General features: G+C 64.5%; 24 protein-coding genes. 16 read left to right on the top strand and 8 right to left on the bottom strand.

What is annotated here, in order from left to right; all coding sequences use genetic code 11:
* Nucleotides 1-31 precede the first annotated feature (31 nt).
* From pdxH to PQU95_RS03495, 7 genes are all read left to right on the top strand, one after another.
* A complete protein-coding gene (gene pdxH, locus PQU95_RS03525) occupies nucleotides 32-673 on the top strand; it encodes a pyridoxamine 5'-phosphate oxidase (RefSeq protein ID WP_272750718.1) in 642 nt (213 codons plus the stop codon).
* A gap of 49 nt (nucleotides 674-722) precedes the next feature.
* Entirely contained in the window at nucleotides 723-1,205 is a 483-nt protein-coding gene (locus PQU95_RS03520; RefSeq protein ID WP_272750717.1) for a YehS family protein, read from the top strand.
* Entirely contained in the window at nucleotides 1,202-1,447 is a 246-nt protein-coding gene (locus PQU95_RS03515; protein WP_272750715.1) for a hypothetical protein, read from the top strand. The genes PQU95_RS03520 and PQU95_RS03515 overlap by 4 nt, the downstream gene beginning before the upstream one ends.
* Before the next feature lie 100 nt (nucleotides 1,448-1,547).
* The gene (locus PQU95_RS03510; RefSeq protein ID WP_272750714.1) at nucleotides 1,548-2,354 is read left to right on the top strand and encodes a helix-turn-helix transcriptional regulator; all 807 of its coding nucleotides are present in this window, start codon (nucleotides 1,548-1,550) and stop codon (nucleotides 2,352-2,354) included.
* 101 nt (nucleotides 2,355-2,455) lie between these two features.
* Nucleotides 2,456-2,995 carry a YbhB/YbcL family Raf kinase inhibitor-like protein gene (locus tag PQU95_RS03505; RefSeq protein ID WP_272750713.1) on the top strand — a complete coding sequence of 180 codons (540 nt, stop codon included), beginning with the start codon at nucleotides 2,456-2,458 and terminating at the stop codon, nucleotides 2,993-2,995.
* Between the two features lie 71 nt (nucleotides 2,996-3,066).
* Nucleotides 3,067-4,245 carry an aminotransferase class I/II-fold pyridoxal phosphate-dependent enzyme gene (locus PQU95_RS03500; RefSeq protein WP_272750712.1) on the top strand — a complete coding sequence of 393 codons (1,179 nt, stop codon included), beginning with the start codon at nucleotides 3,067-3,069 and terminating at the stop codon, nucleotides 4,243-4,245.
* Nucleotides 4,242-4,556 carry a GIY-YIG nuclease family protein gene (locus tag PQU95_RS03495; RefSeq protein ID WP_272750711.1) on the top strand — a complete coding sequence of 105 codons (315 nt, stop codon included), beginning with the start codon at nucleotides 4,242-4,244 and terminating at the stop codon, nucleotides 4,554-4,556. The genes PQU95_RS03500 and PQU95_RS03495 overlap by 4 nt, the downstream gene beginning before the upstream one ends.
* Here PQU95_RS03495 and PQU95_RS03490 read toward each other — a convergent pair.
* On the bottom strand, nucleotides 4,514-6,475 hold the full coding sequence (locus PQU95_RS03490) for an EAL domain-containing protein (RefSeq protein WP_272750710.1): 1,962 nt from the start codon (nucleotides 6,473-6,475) through the stop codon (nucleotides 4,514-4,516). The genes PQU95_RS03495 and PQU95_RS03490 overlap by 43 nt on opposite strands.
* 186 nt (nucleotides 6,476-6,661) lie before the next feature.
* Here PQU95_RS03490 and dsdA point away from each other — a divergent pair, with 186 nt between their 5' ends.
* The gene (gene dsdA / locus PQU95_RS03485; RefSeq protein WP_272750709.1) at nucleotides 6,662-7,873 is read left to right on the top strand and encodes a D-serine ammonia-lyase; all 1,212 of its coding nucleotides are present in this window, start codon (nucleotides 6,662-6,664) and stop codon (nucleotides 7,871-7,873) included.
* Nucleotide 7,874: 1 nt separating this feature from the next.
* Here dsdA and PQU95_RS03480 read toward each other — a convergent pair whose 3' ends face one another.
* Genes PQU95_RS03480 through PQU95_RS03470 form a run of 3 tightly spaced genes read right to left on the bottom strand, consistent with a single transcriptional unit; the run spans nucleotide 7,875 to nucleotide 10,525 of the window.
* Nucleotides 7,875-8,759, bottom strand: coding sequence for a LysR family transcriptional regulator (locus PQU95_RS03480; RefSeq protein WP_272750708.1), 885 nt, complete (start codon nucleotides 8,757-8,759; stop codon nucleotides 7,875-7,877).
* Nucleotides 8,760-8,769: 10 nt separating this feature from the next.
* On the bottom strand, nucleotides 8,770-9,591 hold the full coding sequence (locus PQU95_RS03475; RefSeq protein ID WP_272750707.1) for a class I SAM-dependent methyltransferase: 822 nt from the start codon (nucleotides 9,589-9,591) through the stop codon (nucleotides 8,770-8,772).
* Nucleotides 9,592-9,634: 43 nt separating this feature from the next.
* The gene (locus PQU95_RS03470; RefSeq protein WP_272750706.1) at nucleotides 9,635-10,525 is read right to left on the bottom strand and encodes a GGDEF domain-containing protein; all 891 of its coding nucleotides are present in this window, start codon (nucleotides 10,523-10,525) and stop codon (nucleotides 9,635-9,637) included.
* Between the two features lie 138 nt (nucleotides 10,526-10,663).
* Between PQU95_RS03470 and PQU95_RS03465 the strand changes: the two genes are divergently transcribed.
* The 4 genes from PQU95_RS03465 to PQU95_RS03450 all read left to right on the top strand — a co-directional run bounded on the left by PQU95_RS03465 (nucleotide 10,664) and on the right by PQU95_RS03450 (nucleotide 13,656).
* Nucleotides 10,664-11,314, top strand: coding sequence for an MBL fold metallo-hydrolase (locus tag PQU95_RS03465; RefSeq protein WP_272750705.1), 651 nt, complete (start codon nucleotides 10,664-10,666; stop codon nucleotides 11,312-11,314).
* Complete coding sequence (locus tag PQU95_RS03460; protein ID WP_272750704.1) at nucleotides 11,314-11,634, top strand: MGMT family protein; 321 nt, start codon at nucleotides 11,314-11,316, stop codon at nucleotides 11,632-11,634. Before PQU95_RS03465 ends, PQU95_RS03460 begins: the two co-directional genes overlap by 1 nt.
* Before the next feature lie 181 nt (nucleotides 11,635-11,815).
* Complete coding sequence (locus tag PQU95_RS03455; protein WP_272750703.1) at nucleotides 11,816-12,598, top strand: outer membrane protein OmpK; 783 nt, start codon at nucleotides 11,816-11,818, stop codon at nucleotides 12,596-12,598.
* 287 nt (nucleotides 12,599-12,885) lie between these two features.
* Nucleotides 12,886-13,656 (top strand): DeoR/GlpR family DNA-binding transcription regulator, encoded by a 771-nt coding sequence (locus PQU95_RS03450; protein ID WP_017507526.1) that lies wholly within the window; start codon nucleotides 12,886-12,888, stop codon nucleotides 13,654-13,656.
* A 57-nt stretch (nucleotides 13,657-13,713) separates the two neighbouring features.
* Here the strand turns inward: PQU95_RS03450 and PQU95_RS03445 are convergent, their stop codons facing one another.
* Nucleotides 13,714-15,306 carry a GGDEF domain-containing protein gene (locus PQU95_RS03445; RefSeq protein WP_272750702.1) on the bottom strand — a complete coding sequence of 531 codons (1,593 nt, stop codon included), beginning with the start codon at nucleotides 15,304-15,306 and terminating at the stop codon, nucleotides 13,714-13,716.
* A gap of 130 nt (nucleotides 15,307-15,436) precedes the next feature.
* On the opposite strand from PQU95_RS03445, the gene PQU95_RS03440 reads away from it, so the two are divergent.
* Nucleotides 15,437-17,323: a ribonuclease catalytic domain-containing protein gene (locus tag PQU95_RS03440; protein ID WP_272750701.1), complete on the top strand. Its 1,887-nt coding sequence runs from the start codon at nucleotides 15,437-15,439 to the stop codon at nucleotides 17,321-17,323.
* Nucleotides 17,324-17,384: 61 nt separating this feature from the next.
* On the opposite strand, the gene PQU95_RS03435 is transcribed toward PQU95_RS03440, so the two are convergent.
* Both PQU95_RS03435 and PQU95_RS03430 read right to left on the bottom strand, forming a co-directional pair.
* A complete protein-coding gene (locus PQU95_RS03435; RefSeq protein WP_272750700.1) occupies nucleotides 17,385-18,209 on the bottom strand; it encodes an HDOD domain-containing protein in 825 nt (274 codons plus the stop codon).
* A 232-nt stretch (nucleotides 18,210-18,441) separates the two neighbouring features.
* Complete coding sequence (locus PQU95_RS03430; RefSeq protein ID WP_272750699.1) at nucleotides 18,442-18,681, bottom strand: hypothetical protein; 240 nt, start codon at nucleotides 18,679-18,681, stop codon at nucleotides 18,442-18,444.
* A 257-nt stretch (nucleotides 18,682-18,938) separates the two neighbouring features.
* Here PQU95_RS03430 and alr point away from each other — a divergent pair, with 257 nt between their 5' ends.
* From alr to PQU95_RS03415, 3 genes are all read left to right on the top strand, one after another.
* Nucleotides 18,939-20,165, top strand: coding sequence for an alanine racemase (gene alr, locus PQU95_RS03425; RefSeq protein WP_272750698.1), 1,227 nt, complete (start codon nucleotides 18,939-18,941; stop codon nucleotides 20,163-20,165).
* Nucleotides 20,166-20,243: 78 nt separating this feature from the next.
* Complete coding sequence (locus PQU95_RS03420) at nucleotides 20,244-20,786, top strand: methylated-DNA--[protein]-cysteine S-methyltransferase (RefSeq protein ID WP_272750697.1); 543 nt, start codon at nucleotides 20,244-20,246, stop codon at nucleotides 20,784-20,786.
* An 85-nt stretch (nucleotides 20,787-20,871) separates the two neighbouring features.
* Complete coding sequence (locus PQU95_RS03415) at nucleotides 20,872-21,273, top strand: GFA family protein (RefSeq protein WP_272750696.1); 402 nt, start codon at nucleotides 20,872-20,874, stop codon at nucleotides 21,271-21,273.
* 592 nt (nucleotides 21,274-21,865) lie between these two features.
* Here PQU95_RS03415 and alaC read toward each other — a convergent pair.
* Nucleotides 21,866-23,074: an alanine transaminase gene (gene alaC, locus PQU95_RS03410; protein ID WP_272750695.1), complete on the bottom strand. Its 1,209-nt coding sequence runs from the start codon at nucleotides 23,072-23,074 to the stop codon at nucleotides 21,866-21,868.
* Between the last annotated feature and the right edge of the window lie 269 nt (nucleotides 23,075-23,343).

Below are 23,343 nucleotides of genomic sequence, written 5' to 3'. Positions count from 1 at the left end.
GACGCCGCCCTACTGCCTGTGGAGCCCGACCATGTCGCTGAACCTCGCCGATATCCGCCTCGAATACAGCAAGAAAGAACTGTCGCCCGACGACTGCCTGCCGGACGCGGTAGCCCAGTTTGAAGTGTGGCTGAACGAAGCCATCGCCTCGCAGGTGCACGAACCCACCGCCATGCACATCGCCACGGTAGATGACAGCGGCCGCCCGTCGGCACGCATCGTGCTGCTCAAGGGCGTGGAAAACGGCCAACTGGTGTTCTACACCAACTACCTTAGCCGCAAGGGCCGCCAGCTGGCGGCCAACCCCTATGTGGCGGTGACCTTCTTCTGGCCGGAGCTGGAACGCCAGGTACGCATCGAAGGCCGCGTGGCACAAGTGGCGCCCGAGGTATCGGACGCCTACTTCGCCAGCCGCCCCTACACCAGCCGCATCGGCGCCTGGGCCAGCGAGCAGAGTACCGAGATCGACAGCAAGACCGTGCTGGTAACCCGTGCCGCCGGCTTTGGCCTGAAGCACCCGCTGTCGGTACCGCGCCCGCCGCACTGGGGCGGCTACGCCATCGTGCCGGACCGTATCGAATTCTGGCAAGGCCGCCCCAGCCGCCTGCACGACCGCGTGCTGTACACGCTGGCTGCCGACGCCAGCTGGGCCCGCAGCCGCCTGGCCCCCTGAAACCACCCGTTGGCCGCCCCCTGCGGCCAACCTTGCTTGCGATACCACCATGCTTAACAACGACATCCTGCGCAGCGTGCGCTTTATCCTGAACATCAGCGACAAGCGCATGCTGGCCATCCTGCAGCACGTGGAGCCCTACGCCGACGATGACTTTGCCGCGCTGCTGAAAAAAGACGAAGAAGACGGCTTTGCCGCTTGCAGCGACGAGCTGCTGTCGTCCTTCCTGGACGGCCTGATCATCGAGCGCCGCGGCCGCCGCGACGACGCCCCGCTGCCGCCGCCGGCGCTGCGCCTGAACAATAACGACATCCTGAAAAAGCTGCGCGTGGCGTTCGAGCTGAAGCAGGAAGACATCGAAGCACTGATCGCGCGCACCGGTTTCAGCGTGTCCAGCGCCGAAGTCGGCGCGCTGTTCCGCAAACCCGGCCACAAAAACTACCGCGTCTGCGGCGACCAGTTCCTGCGCTACCTGCTCAAGGGCCTGGCGATGAAGCACCGCCCGGACATGGCACACAAAACGGGGGCATGATACTGCCACTGCGCTGCCTGTTTGCCTTCCACGGCCCTGCCGGCAGCCACGGCTGGCAGCGGCTGGACTTCGTGGCCATGCAGACCGAGCCGGCACAGTACCGCCGCTTTGCCCAGGGCGAGCTGCGCTTCGACACCAGCCAGGCACGCTTGCAGCTGGCCGACGGCGAATACACGCTAGCAGCCGGCGAACCCGAAGGCTGGCAGGCCAGCGTCAGCGCGTGGCTGGCCACGCCAGGCTGACACCCGCCCGCACCGCGCAAGCGTTGGCCCTGGCCGCTCACCCCCCTCGTCAGCACGCCTGGGCTGCGGCATGATGCGGCCAACCTGCCAGGAGCCCGCCATGTCCACCCTGCCGCTGTACATCTTTCGTAGCCTGCAACGCCAGCGCCTGGCGCGCGTACCGGTGCTGTCCACCCTGCTGGTGGCGGTGGAGCACGGTGAAAAACAGCTGCTTACCCGCCACGGTAGCTGGCACTGCCCGCCCGGCAGCTGGCTGGTGATTCCCGGCGGGCAGGAAGTGGACATCATCAATCAGCCCGGCCGCCACGGTTACCGCGCCTGGACGCTGGTGCAACCACAACACTGGCTGCAACGGCTGCTGGCCCAGTACGGCAGCCAGCTGCCGGCGCCACCGTGGCAGGAAAGCGCCCCCGTGTTCCTCCCCCACGCCGACGCCGTCGCCGCCCTGCAACAGCTGCAAATGCTGCTGCCGCAGGCCGAGGCCGGCACGCTGGGCGAGGCACGCGCCGAGCACGCCTGGCAGGGGCTGATGCTGGCGCTGGCCGCCGCACGACAGGGCGCCGATCTGTTCCGCCAGCCACGACAGGACGTGCGGGCACAAATCCAGAGCCTGCTGGCCTTCGACCCGGCACGCGACTGGCAAGCCACCGATATCGCCCGCCACCTGGCCATGAGCCCGGCCACGTTGCGGCGCAGGTTGGCCGCAGAGCACACCTCCTTCTCCACCCTGCTGGGTGAGGTGCGCATGGAGCGTGCGCTGGGCCTGGTGAACAGCGGCAACCAGCCGCTGAGCGACGTGGCCGCCGCCTGCGGCTACCTGTCGCCGTCGCGCTTTACCGCCGCCTTCCGCCAGCGCTTTGGCGTCACGCCCAGCCAGCTGCGCCAGCAGCGTGATGTGGCGGCCTGAGCAAGCTGAGCGTTTCGGCATAGTACTTGTCGCCTGGTGGCGCGCAAGCAACCACCGGATGAGCGATGATGTATGCATCATCCACCGCAACGGAGCACACCATGTCCCGTCTCGCCCTGGCCAGCTTGCTGGCCGCCCTGGCCATACCTGCCACCGCCTTTGAACTGAGCAGCCCCGATGTACAAGACGGCCAAGCGTTAGCCAAAGCACAAGAATTCAACAGCTTCGGCTGCAACGGCAGCAACGTGTCGCCGGCCCTGAGCTGGCAAAACGCGCCGGCCGGCACCAAAAGCTTTGCCATTACCGTGTACGACCCGGATGCCCCGACTGGCAGCGGCTGGTGGCACTGGGTGCTGTTCGACTTGCCCGCCAGCAGTAACGGTCTGCCAGCCGGTGCCGGCAACGCCAAAGGCAAACGCCCGGCCGGCAGCATCCAGAGCCTGACCGACTTCGGCGGCCCCGGCTTCGGCGGTGCCTGTCCACCACAAGGCGACAAACCGCACCGCTACATCTTCACCGTGCATGCCTTGAAGGTGAGCAAGCTGGCGCTGGACAGCAAAGCCATGCCGGCACTGGTGGGCTATATGCTCAACGCCAATAGCCTGGGCAAGGCCAGCCTGACAGCTACCTACCAGCGCTAAGCACGGGGGGTGGGCTTGACAGTGCCGCTACCGGCCACGCAGCATGCCGCATGTTTGCGCCCGGAGCTGCCATGACCCGCCCCACCCTGCACCCCGATACGCTGGCCGTCCGCGCCGGTGAAGACCCGTTCCGCCCGCACGATGCGCTGGCCGTACCGGTAGAGTTTGCCATTGCCCACGGCTACCCCGATGTAGCCAGCTGGGAGCAAGTGGCCCGCGGCGATGCACCCGGCCCGCTGTACAGCCGCAACACCGCACAGCCGGCCACGCTGGCGCTGGAAGCCAGGTTGGCCGCACTGGAAGGCGCGGAGGCTGCGGTGGCCTTCAGCAGCGGCATGGCGGCCATCAGCAGCACACTGATGGCGCTACTGCGCCCCGGCGCCCGCGTGGTAGCCGGCAAAGATACCTACGGCGGTAGCCACTATCTGTTCCAGCACACGCTGCCGCACTGGGGCGTGCAGGTCACATTGTGCGATACCACCGACGCCGGCGCCTTTGCCGCCGCCATGGCGCAGGGCTGCGACCTGTTGTACCTGGAATCGCCCACCAACCCGATGCTGAAGGTGCAGGATATCCACCGTCTGGCGGCTGCCGGCCACGCGGCGGGGGCATGGGTGGTGATCGACAATACTTTCGCCACGCCGGTGAACCAGCAGCCGCTGGCACTGGGGGCCGACCTGGTGCTGCACAGCGCCACCAAGTTTCTGGGCGGCCACGCCGACGCCATGGGCGGTATCGCCTGCGGCAGCCGCGCACTCACCGACCAGCTGCGCCACTACCGCGAAATCCACGGCGCCTGCCTGGACCCGATGAGCGCCTTCCTGATCCTGCGCGGTATCAAGACGCTGGCGCTGCGCATGCGCCAGCACAACGCCAACGCGCTGGCACTGGCGCAATGGCTGCAAGCCCACCCGGCCGTGGCACGGGTCAATTACCCCGGCCTGCCGGATCACCCGCAGCACGCGCTGGCCGCCAGCCAGATGCAGGGCTTTGGCGGTGTGCTGAGCTTTGAGCTGGCCGGCGGCTTTGCCGCAGTGCAGGCCATGCTGCCGCGCTGCCAGCTGCTGATCCGCGCCGCCACGCTGGGCTCGGTAGATACGCTGCTGGGCATCCCCAGCACCACCAGCCACGTGGAATGCAGCGAGGCCGAGCGCGTGGCGCTGGGCATTCCGGGCGGGCTGGTACGCTGTTCGGTGGGCATAGAAGACGTGCGCGACCTGATTGCCGACCTGGCACAGGCGCTGGCGTGAGCGAGGCGGCGCTTGCGGCCAACCCTGGCCGCCCGTGGTTTATGTATGTGCTGCACTGCCGTGGCGGCAGCCTGTACACCGGCATTACCACCGATGTAGACCAACGCTACGCCGCGCACGCCGCCGGCAAAGGCGCGCGCTATACGCGCAGCTTTCCACCACTGGGCATTGCGCTCGTGCTGCAGTTTGCCAGCAAGGGGGAAGCGCTGGCCGCAGAACACGCGGTAAAGGCGATGGGCGCCGCGCAAAAGCGCGCCTGGCTGGCGGCTCAGGCCCCGGCAGCCGCCAGGCCCGCGGGCAACGGCAAATAGGCCGGTAGCTGCAGGAAGCTGGGCAAATCGAGCGCGGGGGCAAACAGGTAGCCCTGCGCCACGTCTACCCCCAGGCTGCGTACCCGCGCCAGCATATCGGCGGTTTCGGTGCCTTCGGCCACCACCTGCGCACCGCTGCGGTGGGCGGCCTCTACCGCCAGCATCACCACATTGCAGGCTTTCTGGTTATCGAGATCGGCTACCAGCGACTGCTCCAGCTTCACCTCGGAAAACGCAAACCGCGTCAGCAGCATCAGCGTAGAGTAACCGGCGCCGAAGTCGTCCAGCGACAGGCTGAAACCGTCCTCGGCCAGGCACTGCATATTGCGCGCCACCTGCGGCAGCTGCAGCACGTCGCTCCATTCCACCACCTCCAGCCGCAAGGCACTCCCCGGCATGCCGTGCCTGGCCATCAGCTGACACAGGCCGCTGGCAAAGTCTGGCCGGCACAACGATTCGGTAGACACATTCACCGCCACGCAGAGTGCGGGAAACCGCGCGCGCAAGCGCGGCAGCATGGCCACCACCGCTTGCAGCGACACCCACTCGAACTCGGCCAGCCGGCCGCGCTGGCGCAGCAGGCTGATCACACGCATGGCAGGTACCGCCTGGCCGCTGGCATGCGGCATGCGCAACAGCGCTTCGGCCCCCAGCAAGGCGCCATCGCTGATACGCACCTTGGGCTGCAGATGCATGGGCACCAGGTGCGGTGCCAGCCGCCAGCTGTCGAATGCCGACTCGATCTCGCTATCGAGGCCGGTATCGTGGCGCAGGATATCGTTGAAATAGGCAATGCCGCTGTCGCGCGCATTCAGTGCCAGCGTAATGTTGCGGTATGCCGGTTCCAGCCCTGGCAGCTGCGCGTCCAGCTCCACCACGGCACAGCGGAACACTGGGACATAGTGCGGCCACGCAGTGGCAATGCGTACCGCCAGGCCATCCAGAAACGCGTCCACCGCCCCCGATGCCTCCAGCGCCGGCAGGCGCGCGTCGTGCAGCACCACGGCCAGGGCGAAATCACCATACTGGAACACCTGCGGCCGGAACGGCTGTAGCGTCTGCCAGAGCGGAGGTGCCTGACGCACGTCGTCCAGCTCCTGCCACAGGCGGCTGCCGTACTGCGGGCCGTAATGCAGCAGGAAGTCCCGCAGTTTGTACAATTCCAGTACCAGCAGGCAGCCGGCACGTGGCGACAAGGCCACCAGGCATTCTTCCAGTGCCAGGCGATTCGGCAGGCCGCTGATGGCATCGGTGCGGGCCAGCTGGTGCTCGCGCCGGTGCTGCACGTCGATTTGTGCGTCCATGTGCACCATGTGCAAAGCCAGGTACAGGATGCAGAACGACAAAGGCAGCACCAGCAGGCGCAGCATGAGCAGCTGGGCAATCAGCGAAGACGGTAGCTGCAGCACACTCAGACCCAGCGCAAAACCGGCGTAGGTGGCCACGATGCGCGCGCCCCACACCAGCAACACCGTACGCAAGGCGAAGGCTTGCCGGATGGCGGGAAACAAGCGGCCATGCAGCAGGCAACCCAGCAGCACTGGCATGGCCGTATCCAGCATGCTGGCAAGCAGGCGGTCGCTGCCGGCAAACTGCAAACGCGCCAGCGTGCTCAGTAAAAAACAGGCGGCACCACCGGGCACGCCACCGAGCAAGCCACTGAGCAGTAGCAGGTCGGTGCTGAGGTTGAGCTTGACCGGGCCCTTCATCGCGTCTGACACGAACCAGGCAATCAGGTAGAGGGTAAGCCCCATCCCCAGGCCCAGGTACCAGCTGCGCTGGCGGATGGCCAGGCCGCGCTGCCGGGTAAGCACCAGTACGGTGCTGATCATGCCGATGGCTGCGGCCGCCTGCAGGGCAAACAGCGGCAGGCTGGGTAATGAAGACAGAAACAAGGCATGCAGGTCGGGGGAGCTCATGGCGGCAACATCACAGGGTAGCAATAGCTGTCAGCATAGCGAGCCACCCGGTAGCGCTATAAAAGCCTGCGCGACAACATGCGCTGTTAGTGTTTAGCCATACTTAACAGCTGTAGCAGCAATGCTGGCTTGTTGCCGCCATGCAGGCCAAGCACACTGGCGTCATCCACTTTACAGGAGACTGCCATGCCCCACCCCGCCCTGCCGCCACAACTGGCCGCTGCCGTACCGTTTCTATGGCACAACCCGGCCTGCCAGGCCTCCGCCGCCGCCCTGCGCGCCCTGCCTTACGGTAAGGCCGACATCGACGCCGCCATCGCCCGCTGGCAGCGCTTTGCCCCGCTGCTGGCGCACTGCTTTGCAGACAGCGTGGCGGCCGATGGCCGTATCGACTCGCCCTTGTTGCAGCAGGATGGCGGAGTGCTGGTCAAGGCCGACCACGCGCTGCCGGTCACCGCCTGCATCAAGGCACGCGGTGGCGTGTACGAGGTGCTGTGCCAGGCCGAAGCGCTGGCCTTGGCCGCCGGCCTGCTGCCTGCCGGTACGGGCTACGAGGTCCTGGCTGGCGACGCGGCCCGAGCCCTGTTTGCCCGCCACACCATTCTGGTGGGCAGCACCGGCAACCTGGGTTACAGCGTGGGTGTGATGGCGCGCGCGCTGGGGCTGCAGGTGGAAGTCCACATGTCCAGCGATGCCAAGGCCTGGAAGAAAGACCGCCTGCGCGCACTGGGGGCCCGCGTGGTGGAACACGCCGGCGACTATGCCAGCGCCGTGTCCAGCGCCCGCACCTTGGCCGCAAGCGACCCACTGGCTTATTTCATCGACGACGAGAGCTCGCTGTTGCTGTTTTTCGGCTACGCCGCCGCCGCCCACGACCTGAAGGCCCAGCTGGACGCCGCCGGCCAGCGGCCGACGCCGGCGCGGCCGCTGCGTGTCTACCTGCCCTGCGGCGTCGGCGGGGCGCCTGGCGGGGTGGCTTTCGGGCTGAAGTGCCTGTACGGCGACGCGGTGCAGATCGTGTTCGTGGAACCGGTGGCGTCGCCGTGCTTTCTGCTACGGCTGGCCAGCGGCGACGACGCGCTATCGGTTTACGATATCGGCCTGGATAACCGCACACTGGCCGACGGTTTGGCCGTACCCCGTGCGTCGGCCACTGTGGCCGGCCTCGTGCAACACCTGGTAGATGCCGTAGTCACGGTCAGCGACGACAGCCTGCTGGCCGAAGTGCGCCGGCAATGGCAGCAGCACGCGCTGCGGCTGGAGCCGTCGGCCGCAGCCGGCTTTGTGGCCCACCAGCTGGCCGCCAGCAGCTGGGCGCAGGACGTGATTCCGGTAGTATGGACTACCGGTGGTAACGGTCTGCCGGATGAGGTGTTTCTGCCGCTACTGGCCGGCTGAGTCAGATACCGGCGGCGTCGGCGGCCAACTCGTCGCCCAGCCAGCCGGCCAGCGTGGCCACTGCGGCGCTGCGCTCGCCACCGTACAGCGCATAACAGCCCAGCAACAGTGGCGGCGTGGCGTCCAGCCGGCACAGGCTGCCAGCCTGCAAGGCCGGCGCCACCAGCCGCCAGCGCCCCAGCGCCACGCCCTCGCCGGCCTCTGCACTGCGATACGCCAGCTGCGCCTGGTTGAAATGGCGCTCGGCCAGCCCGCAACCGGCCGGGCGACCGTGCACCGCCAGCCAGCGTGTCCACTCGCTGCCCGGTGCCGACGGCACACTCCACGGGCTATCGTCGTGCAGCAGCGGCCAACCTGCCTCAAGCGCCGGCGCCGTAGGCGAACGCACCGGCATGCCGTATTCGGGCCAGTACGGCACGGCGCCCTGCGGCGGCTGCGGCAAATAGCACAGGTGCAAGTGCGACGGGGCCGCCGGCCGTTGCGGTGGCACGGTATCGGCCTGCAGATCAACCACGATATCGGGATGCAAGCGTGCAAAGCGGCCCAGCCGCGGCAGTAGCCAGCCCAGCGCCAGCGATGGTGGTGCCACCAGCCGGACACTAGCGCCGTGTGGCTGCAAAGCGGCCAAGCCATCACCCAGCGCGGCAAAACCCTGCTGCGCAGCCAGGTACAACTGCTGACCGGCCTGGGTCAGCACGAAACCGCGCGGGCCGCGCTGCATCAGCACCAGGCCCAGCCGTGCTTCCAGCCGCTGCATGCGCTGGCTGACGGCACCCGGCGTGATGGCCAGTACCGCAGCCGCCCGGCGAAAGCCGCCGGCAGCAGCCACGGCGTGGAAAAACCACAGGTCGGCCAGCAGGCTGGCGTCGAGGCGGCGCGGCAACATGGTGGCGGGCTCAGTAGGCGAAGCGTTCGCGCAGCGCTTCCAGGTTCAGCTCGCGCAGGATGGCTTCCTGGCGTTCGCGGGCGCTCTTCTTGCCGCCGCCCACCTTCTTGGCAATGATCAGCTCGTTTTTCATCGAGTGTTCCCAGCCCACCAGCTCGGTAACGGTCACCTGGTAACCGCGCGCCTCCAGCTGCAGGCAACGCAGTACGTTGGTGAGCTGGCTGCCGAATTCGCGGGTATGGATGGGGTGACGCCACAGCTCGGACAGCGGCGTCTTGCCGAAAGTCTCGTTCTTTTTCTGGCGCAATACCGAGGCCACCTCGGCCTGGCAGCACGGCACCAGCACGATGTAGCGGGCGTCCTTGGCCAGCGCGAAGCGGATGGCGTCGTCGGTAGCGGTATTGCAGGCGTGCAGTGCGGTGATGATGTCGACCTGGGCCGGCAAGGCGTCGGAGGTGATGGACTGCTCGACGCTCAGGTTGAGGAACTGCATGCCGGCAAAGCCCAGACGCGTGGCCAGCTCCACCGACTTGTCCACCAGGTCCTGCCGTGTTTCCACGCCGTAAACGGTAGCGTCGGCTTTGTCCTTCAGGAACAAGTCGTACAGGATGAAACCCAGGTAGGACTTGCCGGCACCGTGGTCGGCCAGGCTCAGGCTGCCCTTTTGCGCCAGCACGTCGGCCATCAGCGGCTCGATGAACTGGTACAGGTGATACACCTGCTTCAGTTTGCGGCGGGTATCCTGGTTGATCTTGCCGTCGCGGGTAAGGATGTGCAGCTCTTTCAGCAGTTCGATGGACTGCTGCGGTTTGATTTCGGGGATCAGGCTCATGACGGCCTCCGCAGATTGGGTTGCCGTTATTGTAGCAGTGCCGTCAATCTGCCCACTCGCTACGATTACGCCCCATCTCCTTGGCGCGGTACAGTGCGCGGTCGGTACGTTGCTGCAGCTGCTCCAGCGTTTCGCCCAGCCGCAGCCTGCCAACGCCAACACTGGTGGTCAGCTGCAGGCTGCCGTTCACACGCATGGCGGCTACGGCCAGGCGGATCTGCTCGGCAAGATCCTGCAAGCGGCCATCCGGCATGTCGGGCAACAGCACGGCAAACTCCTCGCCGCCCAGCCTTGCCGCCACGCCCTCGGGTGGGCACTGCAGCGCCAGGATGCGCCCCAGCTCGCGCAATGCCGCGTCGCCCACGCTATGGCCGTAGGTGTCATTCACCGACTTGAAATGATCCAGATCCAGCAGCAGCAGGCCTATGCCGGCAGGCTGCATGTCGGCACCCAGCAGGTTGAAATGGCGGCGGTTACACAAGCCGGTCAGCTCGTCGGTATTGGCCAGGCTATTCAATTGCTGATGCACGCGGCGGGCATGGCGCATCAGGCTGAACACGCCACAGGCTACCAGTGCCATGCCGAATACCCGCATCAGGTCTTCGCCAAACGCCGACAGCCAGCGCGGCTGCCGCACCACCTCGTCCATCACATCGGCCACCGCACTCACCAGCCACAAGCTCAGCCCGCTGGTCAGCCAGTTATAAGAGGTAGCTGATAGCTCATTACGCTGTACCCCCCATAACATGACCATAATGATCAGCAACACGGTCAGCTCGGCGATCCCGCCCACGCTGAATAACCAGATTTCCGGCAAGGCTGGCAGCCAAAGCAGGTGGAAGGCGATCTCGAGTAACAGCAAGGCGGCCAAACACAGCATGAAACGTCGACGATGTTGGCGCAGATAAGGCTTTTTGGCGGGGAATTCAGGCATGATAGTGACAAAAGCAGGGTTTGCTGGGTGGTAGCATCGCCGTTTCTGCGCAGGCCGGCAAGCAGCAAAAGTACTTTTAGCAGCGCTACTGGGCTGTCAAAATTGAAACAATTAAATTAACCGTAGGATTCTATAGCCATGTCTTTACAGCTAAAGGTCATTCCCGTTACCCCGTTCCAGCAGAACTGCTCGGTGATCTGGTGCGATGAAACAGCCCAGGCTGCCGTGGTGGATGCCGGTGGCGATATCGGCCGTATTCGCGCCTTTCTCGACGCACAGGGGCTGACAGTCGTGAAACTGCTGCTCACCCACGGCCATATCGATCACGCAGGCGGAGCGCGCGAGCTGGCAGATGCGTTAGGCGTGGCGATCGAAGGGCCGCACCCGGCCGAAAGCTTCTGGCTGGACCAGCTACCCAGCCAGGGCACCATGTTCGGTTTTCCCCGCGCCGAGCCGCTCACGCCGGAACGCTGGCTGCACGAAGGCGACAGCGTCGGCGTGGGCAATCAGCTGCTGGACGTGCTGCACTGCCCCGGCCACACCCCGGGCCACGTGGTGTTTGTCAGCCGTGCGGCCAACGTCTGTATCGTCGGCGACGTGCTGTTCCAGGGCAGTATCGGCCGTACCGACTTTCCGATGGGCAATCACGAGCAGCTGATCGATGCCATCCGCAGCAAGCTGTTCGCCCTGCCGGATGACATGACGGTGGTACCCGGCCACGGCCCGTTCACCACCATTGGCAACGAGCGCCGCAGCAACCCCTTCGTGGCCGACCGCCGCTACGGCTGATGGACGCCGCTTTCGAACGCGCCGTACTGGCGCAGCTGCTGGCCATTCCGCCGGGGCGCGTCAGCAGCTACGGTGTGCTGGCCGCGCTGGCGGGCTACCCGCGCCACGCCCGCCACGTGGGCAAGCTGCTGGCCAGTGCGCCCGAAGGCGCGGGCTGGCCGTGGTTCCGCGTGGTCAGCGGCAGCGGGCACATTGCCCGCCCCGGCACCCCGCAGGCGGATTACCAGCGCCTGCTGCTGGAAGAAGACGGTATCGAGCTTGGCCGCAACGGCCGCATCGACTTGCGCCGCTACGGCTGGCCTGCCGACTTCATGCGTTAATCATGCGCCATCGTCATCTTATGACGGCAAACGTGCAGGAATAACACAGCATTTATGCTAAACAACCGTTTGACTGCGCATTTATCGCTATTTCTGCTATTCTCCGCGTCCCCGTTTTCCGGCATGGTGTCGCCATGCTAGGCAAGCGGGTGTTTTTTTAACGCACGCAGCAGAATCACTCATGAAAACTCGCACTACCCTGATCGCTCTGGCACTGGCCTCCTGTGCCGGCTTTGCCCACGCCGACTACACCTTCTCCAACGTAAGCGCCAACTGGCTGGACTGGTCGTCCAATACCCAGGACCGTACCAATAAAGGCCCGTTCGGCGGCAAGGCAGACTTTGCCTACCTGGAAGCCGAAGGCGGCATGGGCGGTAACTGGGGCGACCTGTACGGCTTTGCCGACGTAGAAAACGCCGACCAGAACACCCGCGAAAACGGCGGCCAGAACCGTCGCTACGCCACCAAGGTAGTAGCCCGCGTGAACGTGGCGCAAATCGGCAACCTGCCGGTACAGGCTTACGCCCACGTGTACGACTTCCGTGAAGGCAAGTTCTACGACCAGAACCGCGTTCTGGGCCTGGGCACCAGCTTCTCCGCCGGCAGCCTGTGGGTAAAACCGTTCCTGGGCGCGCATCAGGAATTCAAACAAGGTGTAGGCGCACACCGCAACGGCATGATGGCCGGCTGGGTGCTGGGCTTCCCGTTCAAGGCCGCCGGTCAGGACCTGATGGTGACCCAGTGGCACGAGATCGAATTCGACCGTGAAAACCGCTACCTGGCCATGGGTAAGGACGGCAAAGTAGTCAACGGCCGCAAACTGGCCAATAACGGCGCCGTATCGCTGTGGTGGAACGCCACCAAGAGCGTGACCGGTGGCCTGACCTACCGCTACGCCGACCAGAAACTGGGCTCCGCTACCTACCAGCGCGCCCTGATCACCACCATCAAGTACAACTTCTGATACGCGTACCGCCTGCCGCGCCGGGCTGGCAGCCAGCGGTGCAGCGTCCGTGCGCTACCGGCTGGCTGGCCGCCTGACGGGCAGCGGCAGTGCCGTAACAGAACGTACGCTGGCCGATGGCCGCACTGCCTTGCAGCCTGCCATTTGTCAACAATATCCAACGCCAGTGCGCCCACACTGGCGTTTTTTCATCATCAAACATTCGCTTATGACAAGGTGAAGTTGCCGCAGCCGCCGGAAATATGTTAAAGACTCAGGGTAATTTTCGATTCCGAACTTGCCACCCCATGAGCCGATCACCAAGACACGACAAAATCCTGCAGCTGGTACGCGAGAATGGCTTCATGCCTATCGAAGAGCTGGCACGCATTCTGGACGTGACGCCACAGACCATCCGTCGCGACATCAACCAGCTGTGCGAAGCCAATCTGCTGCGCCGCTACCACGGCGGAGCGGCGCTGGGGAACAGCGTCGAAAACGAAGACTACTTCTCGCGCAAGGGCAAGCTGCAAAGCGAAAAAGCGCATATTGCAGACATGATCGCGGAAAACATCCCCGACCATGCCTCGCTGTTCATGAGCATCGGCACCACCATCGAGGCGGTAGCCCAGGCGCTGACCGCCAGCCACAAGGGCTTGCGCGTGATCACCAACAACATCCACGTGGCGTCCATCATGTCGGCCAACCCCGACTTTACCGTGATGATTACCTCGGGCGTGGTACGCGCCTCCGACGGTGGCATTACCGGCGTGGCCACGCTGGATTTCATCAACCAGTTCAAGGTGGACTACGCCGTGATCGGTGTGTCGGGGATAGAGACCGACGGCTCGCTGCTGGATTTCGACTACCGCGAAGTACGCGTGGCGCAGGCCATGATGAACAACGCCCGCCACCGCTTCCTGGCGGCAGACCACAGCAAGTTCGGCCGTAACGCGCTGGTACGCATGGGCCATATCAGCGAGTTCAACGCCATTTTCACCGACGCCATGCCGCCGGAAAGCCTGAAAAAGCTGCTGGACGACCACAACGTCCGCATGTACCTGGCCGACCCGGTATAAGGTTGGCCGCAGTACACAGCACAAGGGCGCCGCAGGCGCCCTTGTTCGTTTGGCAGATTAGGGCTGCGGCGGCAAATACGCCCCGGCGTCGGCACTCCACGCCACCACCAGGTTACGCCCCAGCTCCTTGGCGCGGTACAGCATGGCATCGGCGCGCTGCACCAGTGCCACCACGTCGGTGACACCCTCGGCACCACACAGGCCGGCACTGAAGGTCTGGCGGAAACGCCCGCGCGGCGACTGCTGGTCCAGCAGCTCGAAATCGCCACGAATCGCCTCCAGCAAGCGGTACGCCTGATCTACCGTCATACCCGGCAACACCAGCGCAAACTCCTCGCCACCGTAACGGCCGATCAGGTCGCTGCGGCGCAGGCGCTCGCGCAGGAAGCGCGCCAGATTCACCAGCACTTCGTCACCGGCCTGGTGACCGTAGTTATCATTGATACGCTTGAAGTGGTCCAGGTCCAGCATCACCATCACCAGCGGTACACGCTCACGCTGGGCACGGGCAAACTCGTACTCCAGCCGCGCAAACAGGTGGGTGTGGTTCAGCAGGCCGGTGAGGCTGTCGGTGCTGATATAGGAGCGCAGCTTGCGGTAGCGGCGGGCGCGGGTGGTCACGGTAACCACCAGCTCGTCGCTGGATACCGGCTTGGTCAGGTAGCCGTCCACCCCCAGCGCCAGGGTGTCGAGCTGGATGTCCTGCCGCTTTTCCATCGACAGGAAAATAATGGGAATACCATCCATCAGCCCCTGCTGGCGGATGATGCGTGCCAGCTCCTTGCCGTCGCACTCCGGCATATACATGTCCATCAGGATCAGGTCGGGGCGGAAACGCTCGATCGCTTCCAGCGCACGGCTGGGGCGGGTGACTTCTTCGGTCAGGATGCCGTGCTGGTTCAGCACTGCCGAATACAGGCCGGCCAGCGAACCCATATCCTCGATCAGCAGCACACGCAGCGGGTTGCGGCGGTCTTGCTGCTGCGGGAGCACCAGCGCGTCCAGCAGCTCGCGCACCTGCATGGGCCAGGCCAGAAAGCCCTGGCCGCCACTGCGTACAGCCTTGAGTCTGGCTTCGAAGTCGCGACGCGGGCTGGCGTACAACACCGGGCACGGCATGGGCATCCCGGGCGGGAACAGGCTGGCCTCTCCCATAAAATCGCTATACACCACCAGCGCACCGGGCGTGTGCTGGCGCAGCGCCTGCTGCAGCAGCAAAGCATCGCGGAACACGTCCATCTGGTAGCCAAAGCACGCCAGCTGCTCTACAAGATAGTGGTCTACTTCACGCTCGCCCGCCCACAGGAACAGGCGGTGGTTCTGGCGCAGGGTCACGGCGCTGGCCGTCTGCTTTACCGGCGCCGGCATGCTGGCCAGCTGGGTGACCAGCGAGAGCTGCTGGCGCAGGCCCAGGATATCGTCTGGCGCGCGGCGCCGTTTCAGCCATGCACGCAGCTGGGCGGCCAGCTCGTCATTGGCACGCAGCAGCTCGTCGGCCCCGCCTTGCTCGGCTACGCCCTGCAAACACTGGCTTAGCGCAGTAAAGCGCCGGGCAAGCTCGGGGTCCCAACGATCCAGCAGTTGGCGGCCAACATGGTCCATTTCCTGGGAAAGGCCCAGCAGTGTTTGAGGAATGCTCTGCGCTGACATGGCTAAATTAAACAAACATTTATACAAAGAAGCGCAGTATACCGGCAGTAAAGCGGTGTGACGCAGCCTGCTGCTATAATCTTCCGTTTCATTCATAGCACGGGGCAGACTAGGTCCCGCCAGAGGCAGTATGAACGTCTTTTACGAAGAAAGCGGCAGCTTCAAGGTAGGCAGCGTGGTGTCCCGCGCTGACGCCAGTCTGCAAATCGACACCCAGCACGGCAAGCGCACCAAACTGAAAGCGGCCAACGTGTTTCTGGAGTTCGGCAGCGCGCTGCCAGACTTTCTGCCCGCCGCCGAGGCGATTGCTGCCGATATTGACGTGGACTTCCTGTGGGAATGCTGCGGCGACGACGAATTCGGCTTTGAAGTACTGGCCGCCGACTACTTTGGCCACGCACCCAGCGCGCTGGAAAACGCAGCCATCCTGCTGCGCCTGTACGCCGCGCCGATGTACTTCTACAAAAAGGCCAAGGGCCGCTTCAAGGCGGCACCGGAAGAAACCCTGAAAGCCGCACTGGCCGGCATCGAGCGCAAGAAGCGCGAACAAGAGCAGATCGACGCCTGGGCCGTGCAGCTGGCCGCCGGCACCCTGCCGGACGCCATCCGCAGCCACTTGATGGCCATTTTGTACCGCCCGGACAAGAACACGCTGGAATTCAAGGCCTTCGACCAGGCCAGCCGCGCCACCAGCCTGCCGCCGCTGCGCCTGGCCGACAAGGTAGGCGGCATTCCGTCGGTGCCGGACTACATGATGGCCGGCTTCCAGATGGAGCACTTTCCCAAAGGCCTGGGCTTTGGCCAGTACGCGCCGGCCACCCTGCCGGACGAGCTGCCGCTGGCCGAGGTGCAGGCGTTCTCCATCGACGATGCCGCCACCACCGAGATCGACGATGCGCTGTCGGTACAGTGGCTGGCCAACGGCCATATCCGCGTCGGCATCCACATTGCCGCCCCCACGCTGGGTATTGCGCCGGACAGCGACCTGGAAAAAATCGTGCACCAGCGCTTGTCTACCGTGTATTTCCCCGGCAACAAGATCACCATGCTGCCGGACGACGTGGTAGCACAGTTCACCCTGCAGGAAGGCCAGGCGTGCCCGGCACTGAGCCTGTACGTGGACGTGACCCCCTCGTTCGAGCTGGTGGACTTTGAAAACCGCGTGGAGCGCGTACACATTGCGGCCAACCTGCGCCACGACCAGCTGGAACAGGTATTCAACGAAGAAACGTTGGCCGCACCCGGCTTTGGCCCCGACTACGCCTTCAAGCGCGAGCTGGTCTGGCTGTGGCAGTTTGCCAACGCCCGCGAAGCCTTCCGCGGCAAGACGCCGGACCCGAACCGCCCGCCGCAGGTGGACTACAACTTTGCCGTGGAAGACGGCAAGGTGCGCATCACCATCCGCAAGCGCGGCTCGCCCATGGACAAGCTGGTTTCCGAGCTGATGATCCTGGCCAACAGCGAGTGGGGCCGCATGCTGGCCGAGGCCGACATCCCGGCCATGTACCGTGCGCAAAGCATGGGCAAGGTGCGCATGACCACCCGCCCCGAGCCGCACATCGGCCTGGGCGTAGCGCAGTACGCGTGGAGCACCTCGCCGCTGCGCCGCGCATCCGACTTTGTGAACCAGCGCCAGCTGGTGGCGATGATCCGTGGCGACGAGCCGCAGTACCCGCAAGGCGACGCCATGCTGTTTGCCCTGCTGCGCGACTTCGACGCCGCCTACAGCGCCTACCTGGGCTTCCAGGACAAGATGGAGTACTTCTGGTGCCTGCGCTGGTTCAGCCAGGAAGGCATCAGCGAGCCGACAGCGACGTTCATCAAGGAAGACCTGGTGCGCATCGACGGCGTACCGGTACGCCTGCGCATCCCTGGCCTGCCAGAGCTGGAAAACGGCGACCGCATCCAGCTGCAGATCATCCGCATCGACGAGCTGATGCAAGAGCTGGAATGCCGCTTTGTCTCGGTGATCTCGCGCAAGACCCCGCCGGCAGACGCTGCCGAACAGCCGGCCTGAGGCCGCTAAAGCACAAGGCCCCGCAGCGCGGGGCCTTGTGCTTTGTACTGCCAGACAACACCTACAACAGGCTGTCGATCTGGGTACTCATCTCTTTCAGGTGGCCAATCGCCCCCTCCAGCAGCTCGGCACTGATATTCAGCGCCGACACCACGCGCTGCGGTACCGTTTCCAGCATGTCCTGCTCGCTCATGCCACGATTGAAACCCGCCACAATATACGACGCCAGGCCGATCAGCAGCGCATACGGCGACGCGTCGGCCGGCGGCACCAGATTGTGCTGGTTGCGGATGGCGTCCTGGATGGCGTCGGGGAAATTCCAGCGCCGCGCCAGCTCGGCGCCCACTTCGGTCAGGTCCATGCCCAGCACCATGCGCTCGGTAGCCAGGCGGTCGGCCCCGCCATCCACCACGCGGTCGATCTGCACCGCTTTTTCCGGCTCGGCCACGTGCAGTACCAGCTCGCCGATATTGGACATCAGGCCGCAGGTATAGCCCAGTTGGGTGTCCAGCCCCGCCAGTTTGGCCAGCGCCTTGCTGGTATTGGCCATCTCGAAGCTGCGCCCCCAGAAGCTTTTCATGTCGAAACCGGGGATATTGGCCGTGGCACCGCTGACACCGGAAGCAATCACCAGCACGCGCAGGTTATCGAACCCCAGCATCACCACCGCGTCTTCCAGCGAGCCGATCTTGCGGCTGCCACCAAAACGCGCGGTATTGGCCAGGCGCAGTACGCGCGCGCTCAGTACCTGGTCGTGCGCCACCTTGTTGGCCACGTCGTCCATATTGATGTTTTTGTCGTTGAAGCTGGCAATCAGCTCCTGGACCACCTTGGGCACCATCGGTAATTTGCCGGATGCTTTGTCGAATAGCTCTGCCACTTGCATAGTCGGTCTCCTTGTCGTGTGCGCTGGCGCATAGAGTGAGCTTAGGCAAGGATCGATAAAAAAACAGCCGGTATTTTCGCGGCGGCAAAAAATGTCGTGAACATGGCCAGTGCCTATCCGGGCCCGCCCCATCCTTTGCTGCCGGGCCCATACCGGCCCAAGTACATAACAACTCAGCACAGCCTGCTGCTCTACTACCACGGGCCGGGCAGGCTCGGGCCCGGCCCGCGCCTTACACCAGTGTGTCGATAGTGCCGCCTATTGCTTTGGCAATGGCCTCACCACCGAGAGAAATACCTTCCATTACCGCATCGCCAGCTTCTTCCACACCGCTGGCAACGCCAGTGGCTACCGAGACCACGCCGCTGGCGATATCACTCACCCCCGACGCAATTTTGCCCGCCCCGCTGCCCACGGCACTGACACCGCCGTAGATGGTAGAGCCGGCTGCAGAAATGCCTGAAATACTCATAGCGTGCACCTCCTGGCCATACCGGCACACCGTGTACCGGCAGCACAAGGCTAGCGCAGGCAGTGCCGCCAAATGCTGTCAGTTTGTATCGGAACGGTATACGTACAGACACAAAACCTGTCATTTTCTATAAATCCATGTCGCATCAATAATGCACACATCAAACATAAATGGCATAGCATGGCAACTCGCCAATATGACAGTGCTGTGACAGCCGCACACAAAACAAGCGCCGGCGACGCCACAAAGGAGAAAACATGCCGTTTCACCGTACTCTGCTCGCCCTGAGCCTGGCCACCCTGCTGGGCAGCCAGCCCGCCCTGTCCGCCCCGCTACTGGACGCCGCGGCCCCGGCACGCAGTGAAGCCGCGGCCCCCGCCAGCAACGCCTGGGTGGAAATCGACAAGGCCGCCTTCGAACACAATATCCGCCAGCTGCAAACCCGCCTGGCGGGCAAGTCGCAAATCTGCGCCGTGATGAAAGCCGATGCCTACGGCCACGGCATCGCGCTGCTGGTACCGTCCATCATCGCCACCGGCGTACCCTGTATCGGCGTTGCCAGCAACGAAGAAGCCCGCGTGGTACGCGAAAAAGGCTTCAAAGGCCGCCTGATGCGCGTGCGCACCGCCACGCTGGCCGAAATCCGTGGCGCACTGCGTTACAACATGGAAGAGCTGGTAGGCAACCTGGCGCACGCCCGCGCCGCCGGCCAACTGGCGCAACAACAAGGCCGCACCCTGCGCATCCACCTGGGCCTGAACTCGTCGGGCATGAGCCGCAACGGGCTGGAAATGGGCACAGAACAGGGCCGTCAGGACGCGCTGGCGCTGGTGAAACAGCCCGGCCTGAAACTGGTAGGCATCATGACCCACTTTGCCGTGGAGGACGCCGACGACGTACGCAAAGGCTTGGCCGCATTCAAGGAACAAAGCCAGTGGCTGATCGATACCGCCGGCCTGGACCGCAGCAAGCTGACGCTGCACGCGGCCAACTCGTTCGCCACGCTGGAAGTACCGGAAAGCCACCTCGACATGGTGCGCCCCGGCGGCCTGATCTACGGTGACACCATCCCCAGCTACACCGAATACCGCCGCGTGATGGCATTCAAGACTCGTGTTGCCGCCGTCAACGCCTACCCGGCCGGCAATACCGTGGGCTACGACCGCACCTACACCCTCAAGCGTGACAGCCTGCTGGCCAACCTGCCACTGGGCTATTCCGACGGCTACCGCCGCGTATTCACCAACAAGGGTTATGTGTTGGTCAACGGCCAGCGCGCGCCGGTGGTGGGCAAGGTGTCGATGAACACCACCATGGTGGACGTCACCGACATCCCCGGCGTGAAACCGGGTGACGAAGTGGTGCTGTTCGGCAAGCAGGGCAACGCTGACATTACCCAAACCGAAATGGAAGACATCAACGGCGCACTGCTGGCCGACCTGTACACGGTATGGGGCAACAGCAACCCGCGCCGGCTGAAGTAAACGCCCGCCAAAACGGCAGGCTACAGCAGGCGGCCACTGCGTTACACTGGCCGCCTGCCCGACTCAGACTGCCACACCATGACCCCACCTGCCCTGCTGTTACACCGGTTTCACAGCCCGCTGGGGCCGATGTTCGTCTGCGCCAGCGAACAGGGCGTCTGCCTGCTGGAGTTTGCCGTCAGCCAGCGTAACGAACGCGAGTTTGCCGACCTGCAACGGCTGCTGGGCTGCCGCATTCTGGCCGGCGAGAACGAGCACACGCGCCAGGCCGAGCGCGAAATCGGCGAGTATTTTGCCGGCAGCCGCCAGCGCTTCGACGTAGCGCTACACCTGCCCGGCACGGCCTTCCAGCAGCAGGTGTGGCAAGCGCTGCAAAACATTCCCTACGGCGATACCACCAGCTACCAGCAGCAGGCCGACCACCTGGGCAAACCGGCCGCCATCCGCGCCGTGGCCGGTGCCAACGGTGCCAACCGCGTCGCCATTATCGTGCCCTGCCACCGCGTCATCGGCAAAGACGGCAGCCTTACCGGCTACGGCGGCGGCCTGCAGCGCAAGGCCTGGCTGCTGGCGCACGAGCAACGCAGCCGCTTTGGCGACACCCAGCCGCAGCTGTTCTGAGCTGGCGGCCAACCTTGGCCGCCGGGCGCATGACAAAGCGTTGGCCGCAGCCGATACTGGTGCTTTCGCTGCCGGAGCACACCCCATGATCAAGCAAGTAGGCGACACCCTGATCCAGCCGGTGCATACCGCACGCTGCCACTGCGGCGGCGTGGTGCTGGCGCTAACGCTACCCAACGGCATAGACCGCCCGCGCCGCTGCGATTGCTCGATCTGCCGCCGCAAAGGCGCCATCGTGGCGTCGGTGAAGCTGGACGGTATCCGCATCGAGCAAGGTGCCGAGCTGCTGCAGCTGTACCAGTTCAACACCCACACCGCCAAACACTACTTCTGCTCGGTATGCGGCATCTACACCCACCACCAGCGCCGCTCGCACCCGGACGAATACGGCTACAACGTCGGCTGCCTGGACGGCGTCAACCCCTATCTGCTGGGCAATATCCCGGTAAACGACGGCGTCAACCACCCGGCCGACCGCCAGGGCTAGCCCTGCGGCCAACGTTGGCCGCACGTGACAACGCCGCCCAGAAGGGCTAATACCGTGCGGTGAGGCGAATGTAGATGGCTATCAGATAGGAGGGCATGAGTGAAGCGCCCCATCCCGTTGGCGCGAGCCGGTCAAAATGGTGCGCCCCAGGGTTGTGCTGAGCGAATCGAAGATTCGCACGCGCAAGACGCCGATTTGTTTGAGCCCCGAGCCGTTAGCGATCTGCGTGCAAATCTTTGATTTGCTCAGCGATGCGAGTTCGGCGGCGCCTGGGGTGTGCCATTTTGAACGGGGTTTCGAGCAGCCCCGGGTTGCGGGGTCTGCGTGCGAATCTTTGATTCGCTCAGCGATAGAAAAGGGGGCGGCAATCCGCCCCCTTTCTCGTCCTATTCCCTCGCGACGCTGCGCTTGCCTCGCTCGGTCACGGGCGGAACCGGCATCGAAACATCGTCCGCGTAGCGGACACAACAGCATTCACCACCACAATAATCGAACAGTAAGAAATGCCAGTCAGCACAAACTGACTGGCATTTACCTATAGGTGACGTTTTGCCTGCTGCTCTCACCCGGACGCGGCCGGGCACGCACTCGGTCAAGCCGGCGGCAGCAGCCCGTCGGCACGGAACATGGTCTTGATGCCGCGGATAGCCTGGCGGATGCGGCTTTCGTTCTCGATCAGTGCAAAGCGCACGTACTCGTCGCCGTAGTCGCCAAAGCCCACGCCCGGCGACACCGACACCTTGGCCTTGTCCAGCAGCAGGTTGGCAAACGCCAGCGAGCCCAGCGCGCGGTAGTGCGCGGGGATGCGCGCCCAGATATACATCGATGCCTTGGGCAGGTCCACCTGCCAGCCCGCCTCCATCAGCCCCTTGTACAGCACGTCGCGGCGCTTCTGGTAGGTGGCGGCAATGTCGCGCACGCATTGCTGGTCGCCTTCCAGCGCGGCGATGGCGGCAATCTGCAGCGGGGTGAAGGTGCCGTAGTCGTGGTAGCTCTTGATGCGTGCCAGCGCGGCCACCAGGTCGGGGTTGCCCACCATGAAGCCGATACGCCAGCCGGCCATGTTGTAGCTCTTGGACAGGGTGAAAAACTCCACCGCAATGTCCTTGGCGCCCGGCACCTGCATGATGGACGGCGCTTTCCAGCCGTCGAACACGATGTCGGCGTACGCCAGGTCGTGAACCACGAAGATGTCGTGCTTCTTGGCCAGCGCGATCACGCGCTCGAAGAAGTCCAGCTCCACGCACTGCGCGGTGGGGTTGGACGGAAAGCCGATGACGATCATCTTGGGCTTGGGGTAGCTGCCGCGAATGGTTTTTTCCAGCTCGGCAAAGAAGTCCACGTCCGGCGCCATCGGCACGCTGCGGATGTCGGCACCGGCGATCACCGCGCCGTAAATGTGGATGGGGTAGCTCGGGTCCGGCACCAGCACGGTGTCGCCACGATCCAGCGTGGCCAGCATCAGGTGCGCCAGGCCTTCTTTGGAGCCGATGGTGACGATGGCCTCGCTATCCGGGTCGATATCCACCGCGTAGCGCTGCTGGTACCAGCGCGCAATGGCGCGGCGCAGGCGCGGAATGCCCTTGGACGCCGAATAACCGTGGGTATCGGGCCGTTGCGCGGCTTCGGTGAGCTTGGCCACGATATGCGGCGGCGTGGCCCCGTCCGGGTTGCCCATGCTCATGTCGACGATATCGTCGCCACGGCGGCGGGCGGCCATTTTGCGTTCGGCGGTGATGTTGAAAACGTAAGGAGGGAGACGATCGATGCGCGCAAAGCGGCGCTTGCCGGTAGACGACATGGGAAACCTTTCAACGTAAGCGCCCGGAACCGTCCGAGCGACGCTCCCCCGACACAGGGGATAAGCCATCGTAAGCGGCTGGCATGGTAGCTGTCCAGCCAGTTACGCCAGTGGCCAAAGAAAGCTGCCCGGGCCGTGGCCATCATGGCGCAACAGGCATCGCGGACAGTCACCGCGCAAGCGGACTATTGCTTTCCCCTGCCATCGGCCAAGGCCTTCCCGACCCGGCCCGGTTTGCCGTACCGAGCGGCCAACAGTGTCATCATCAG

It is taken from the genome of Vogesella aquatica (assembly GCF_028548455.1).
GTDB classification, from domain to species: domain Bacteria; phylum Pseudomonadota; class Gammaproteobacteria; order Burkholderiales; family Chromobacteriaceae; genus Vogesella; species Vogesella aquatica.
Note: the sequence above shows the minus strand (reverse complement) of the source record. Positions and strands in the feature narration are given on the sequence as shown.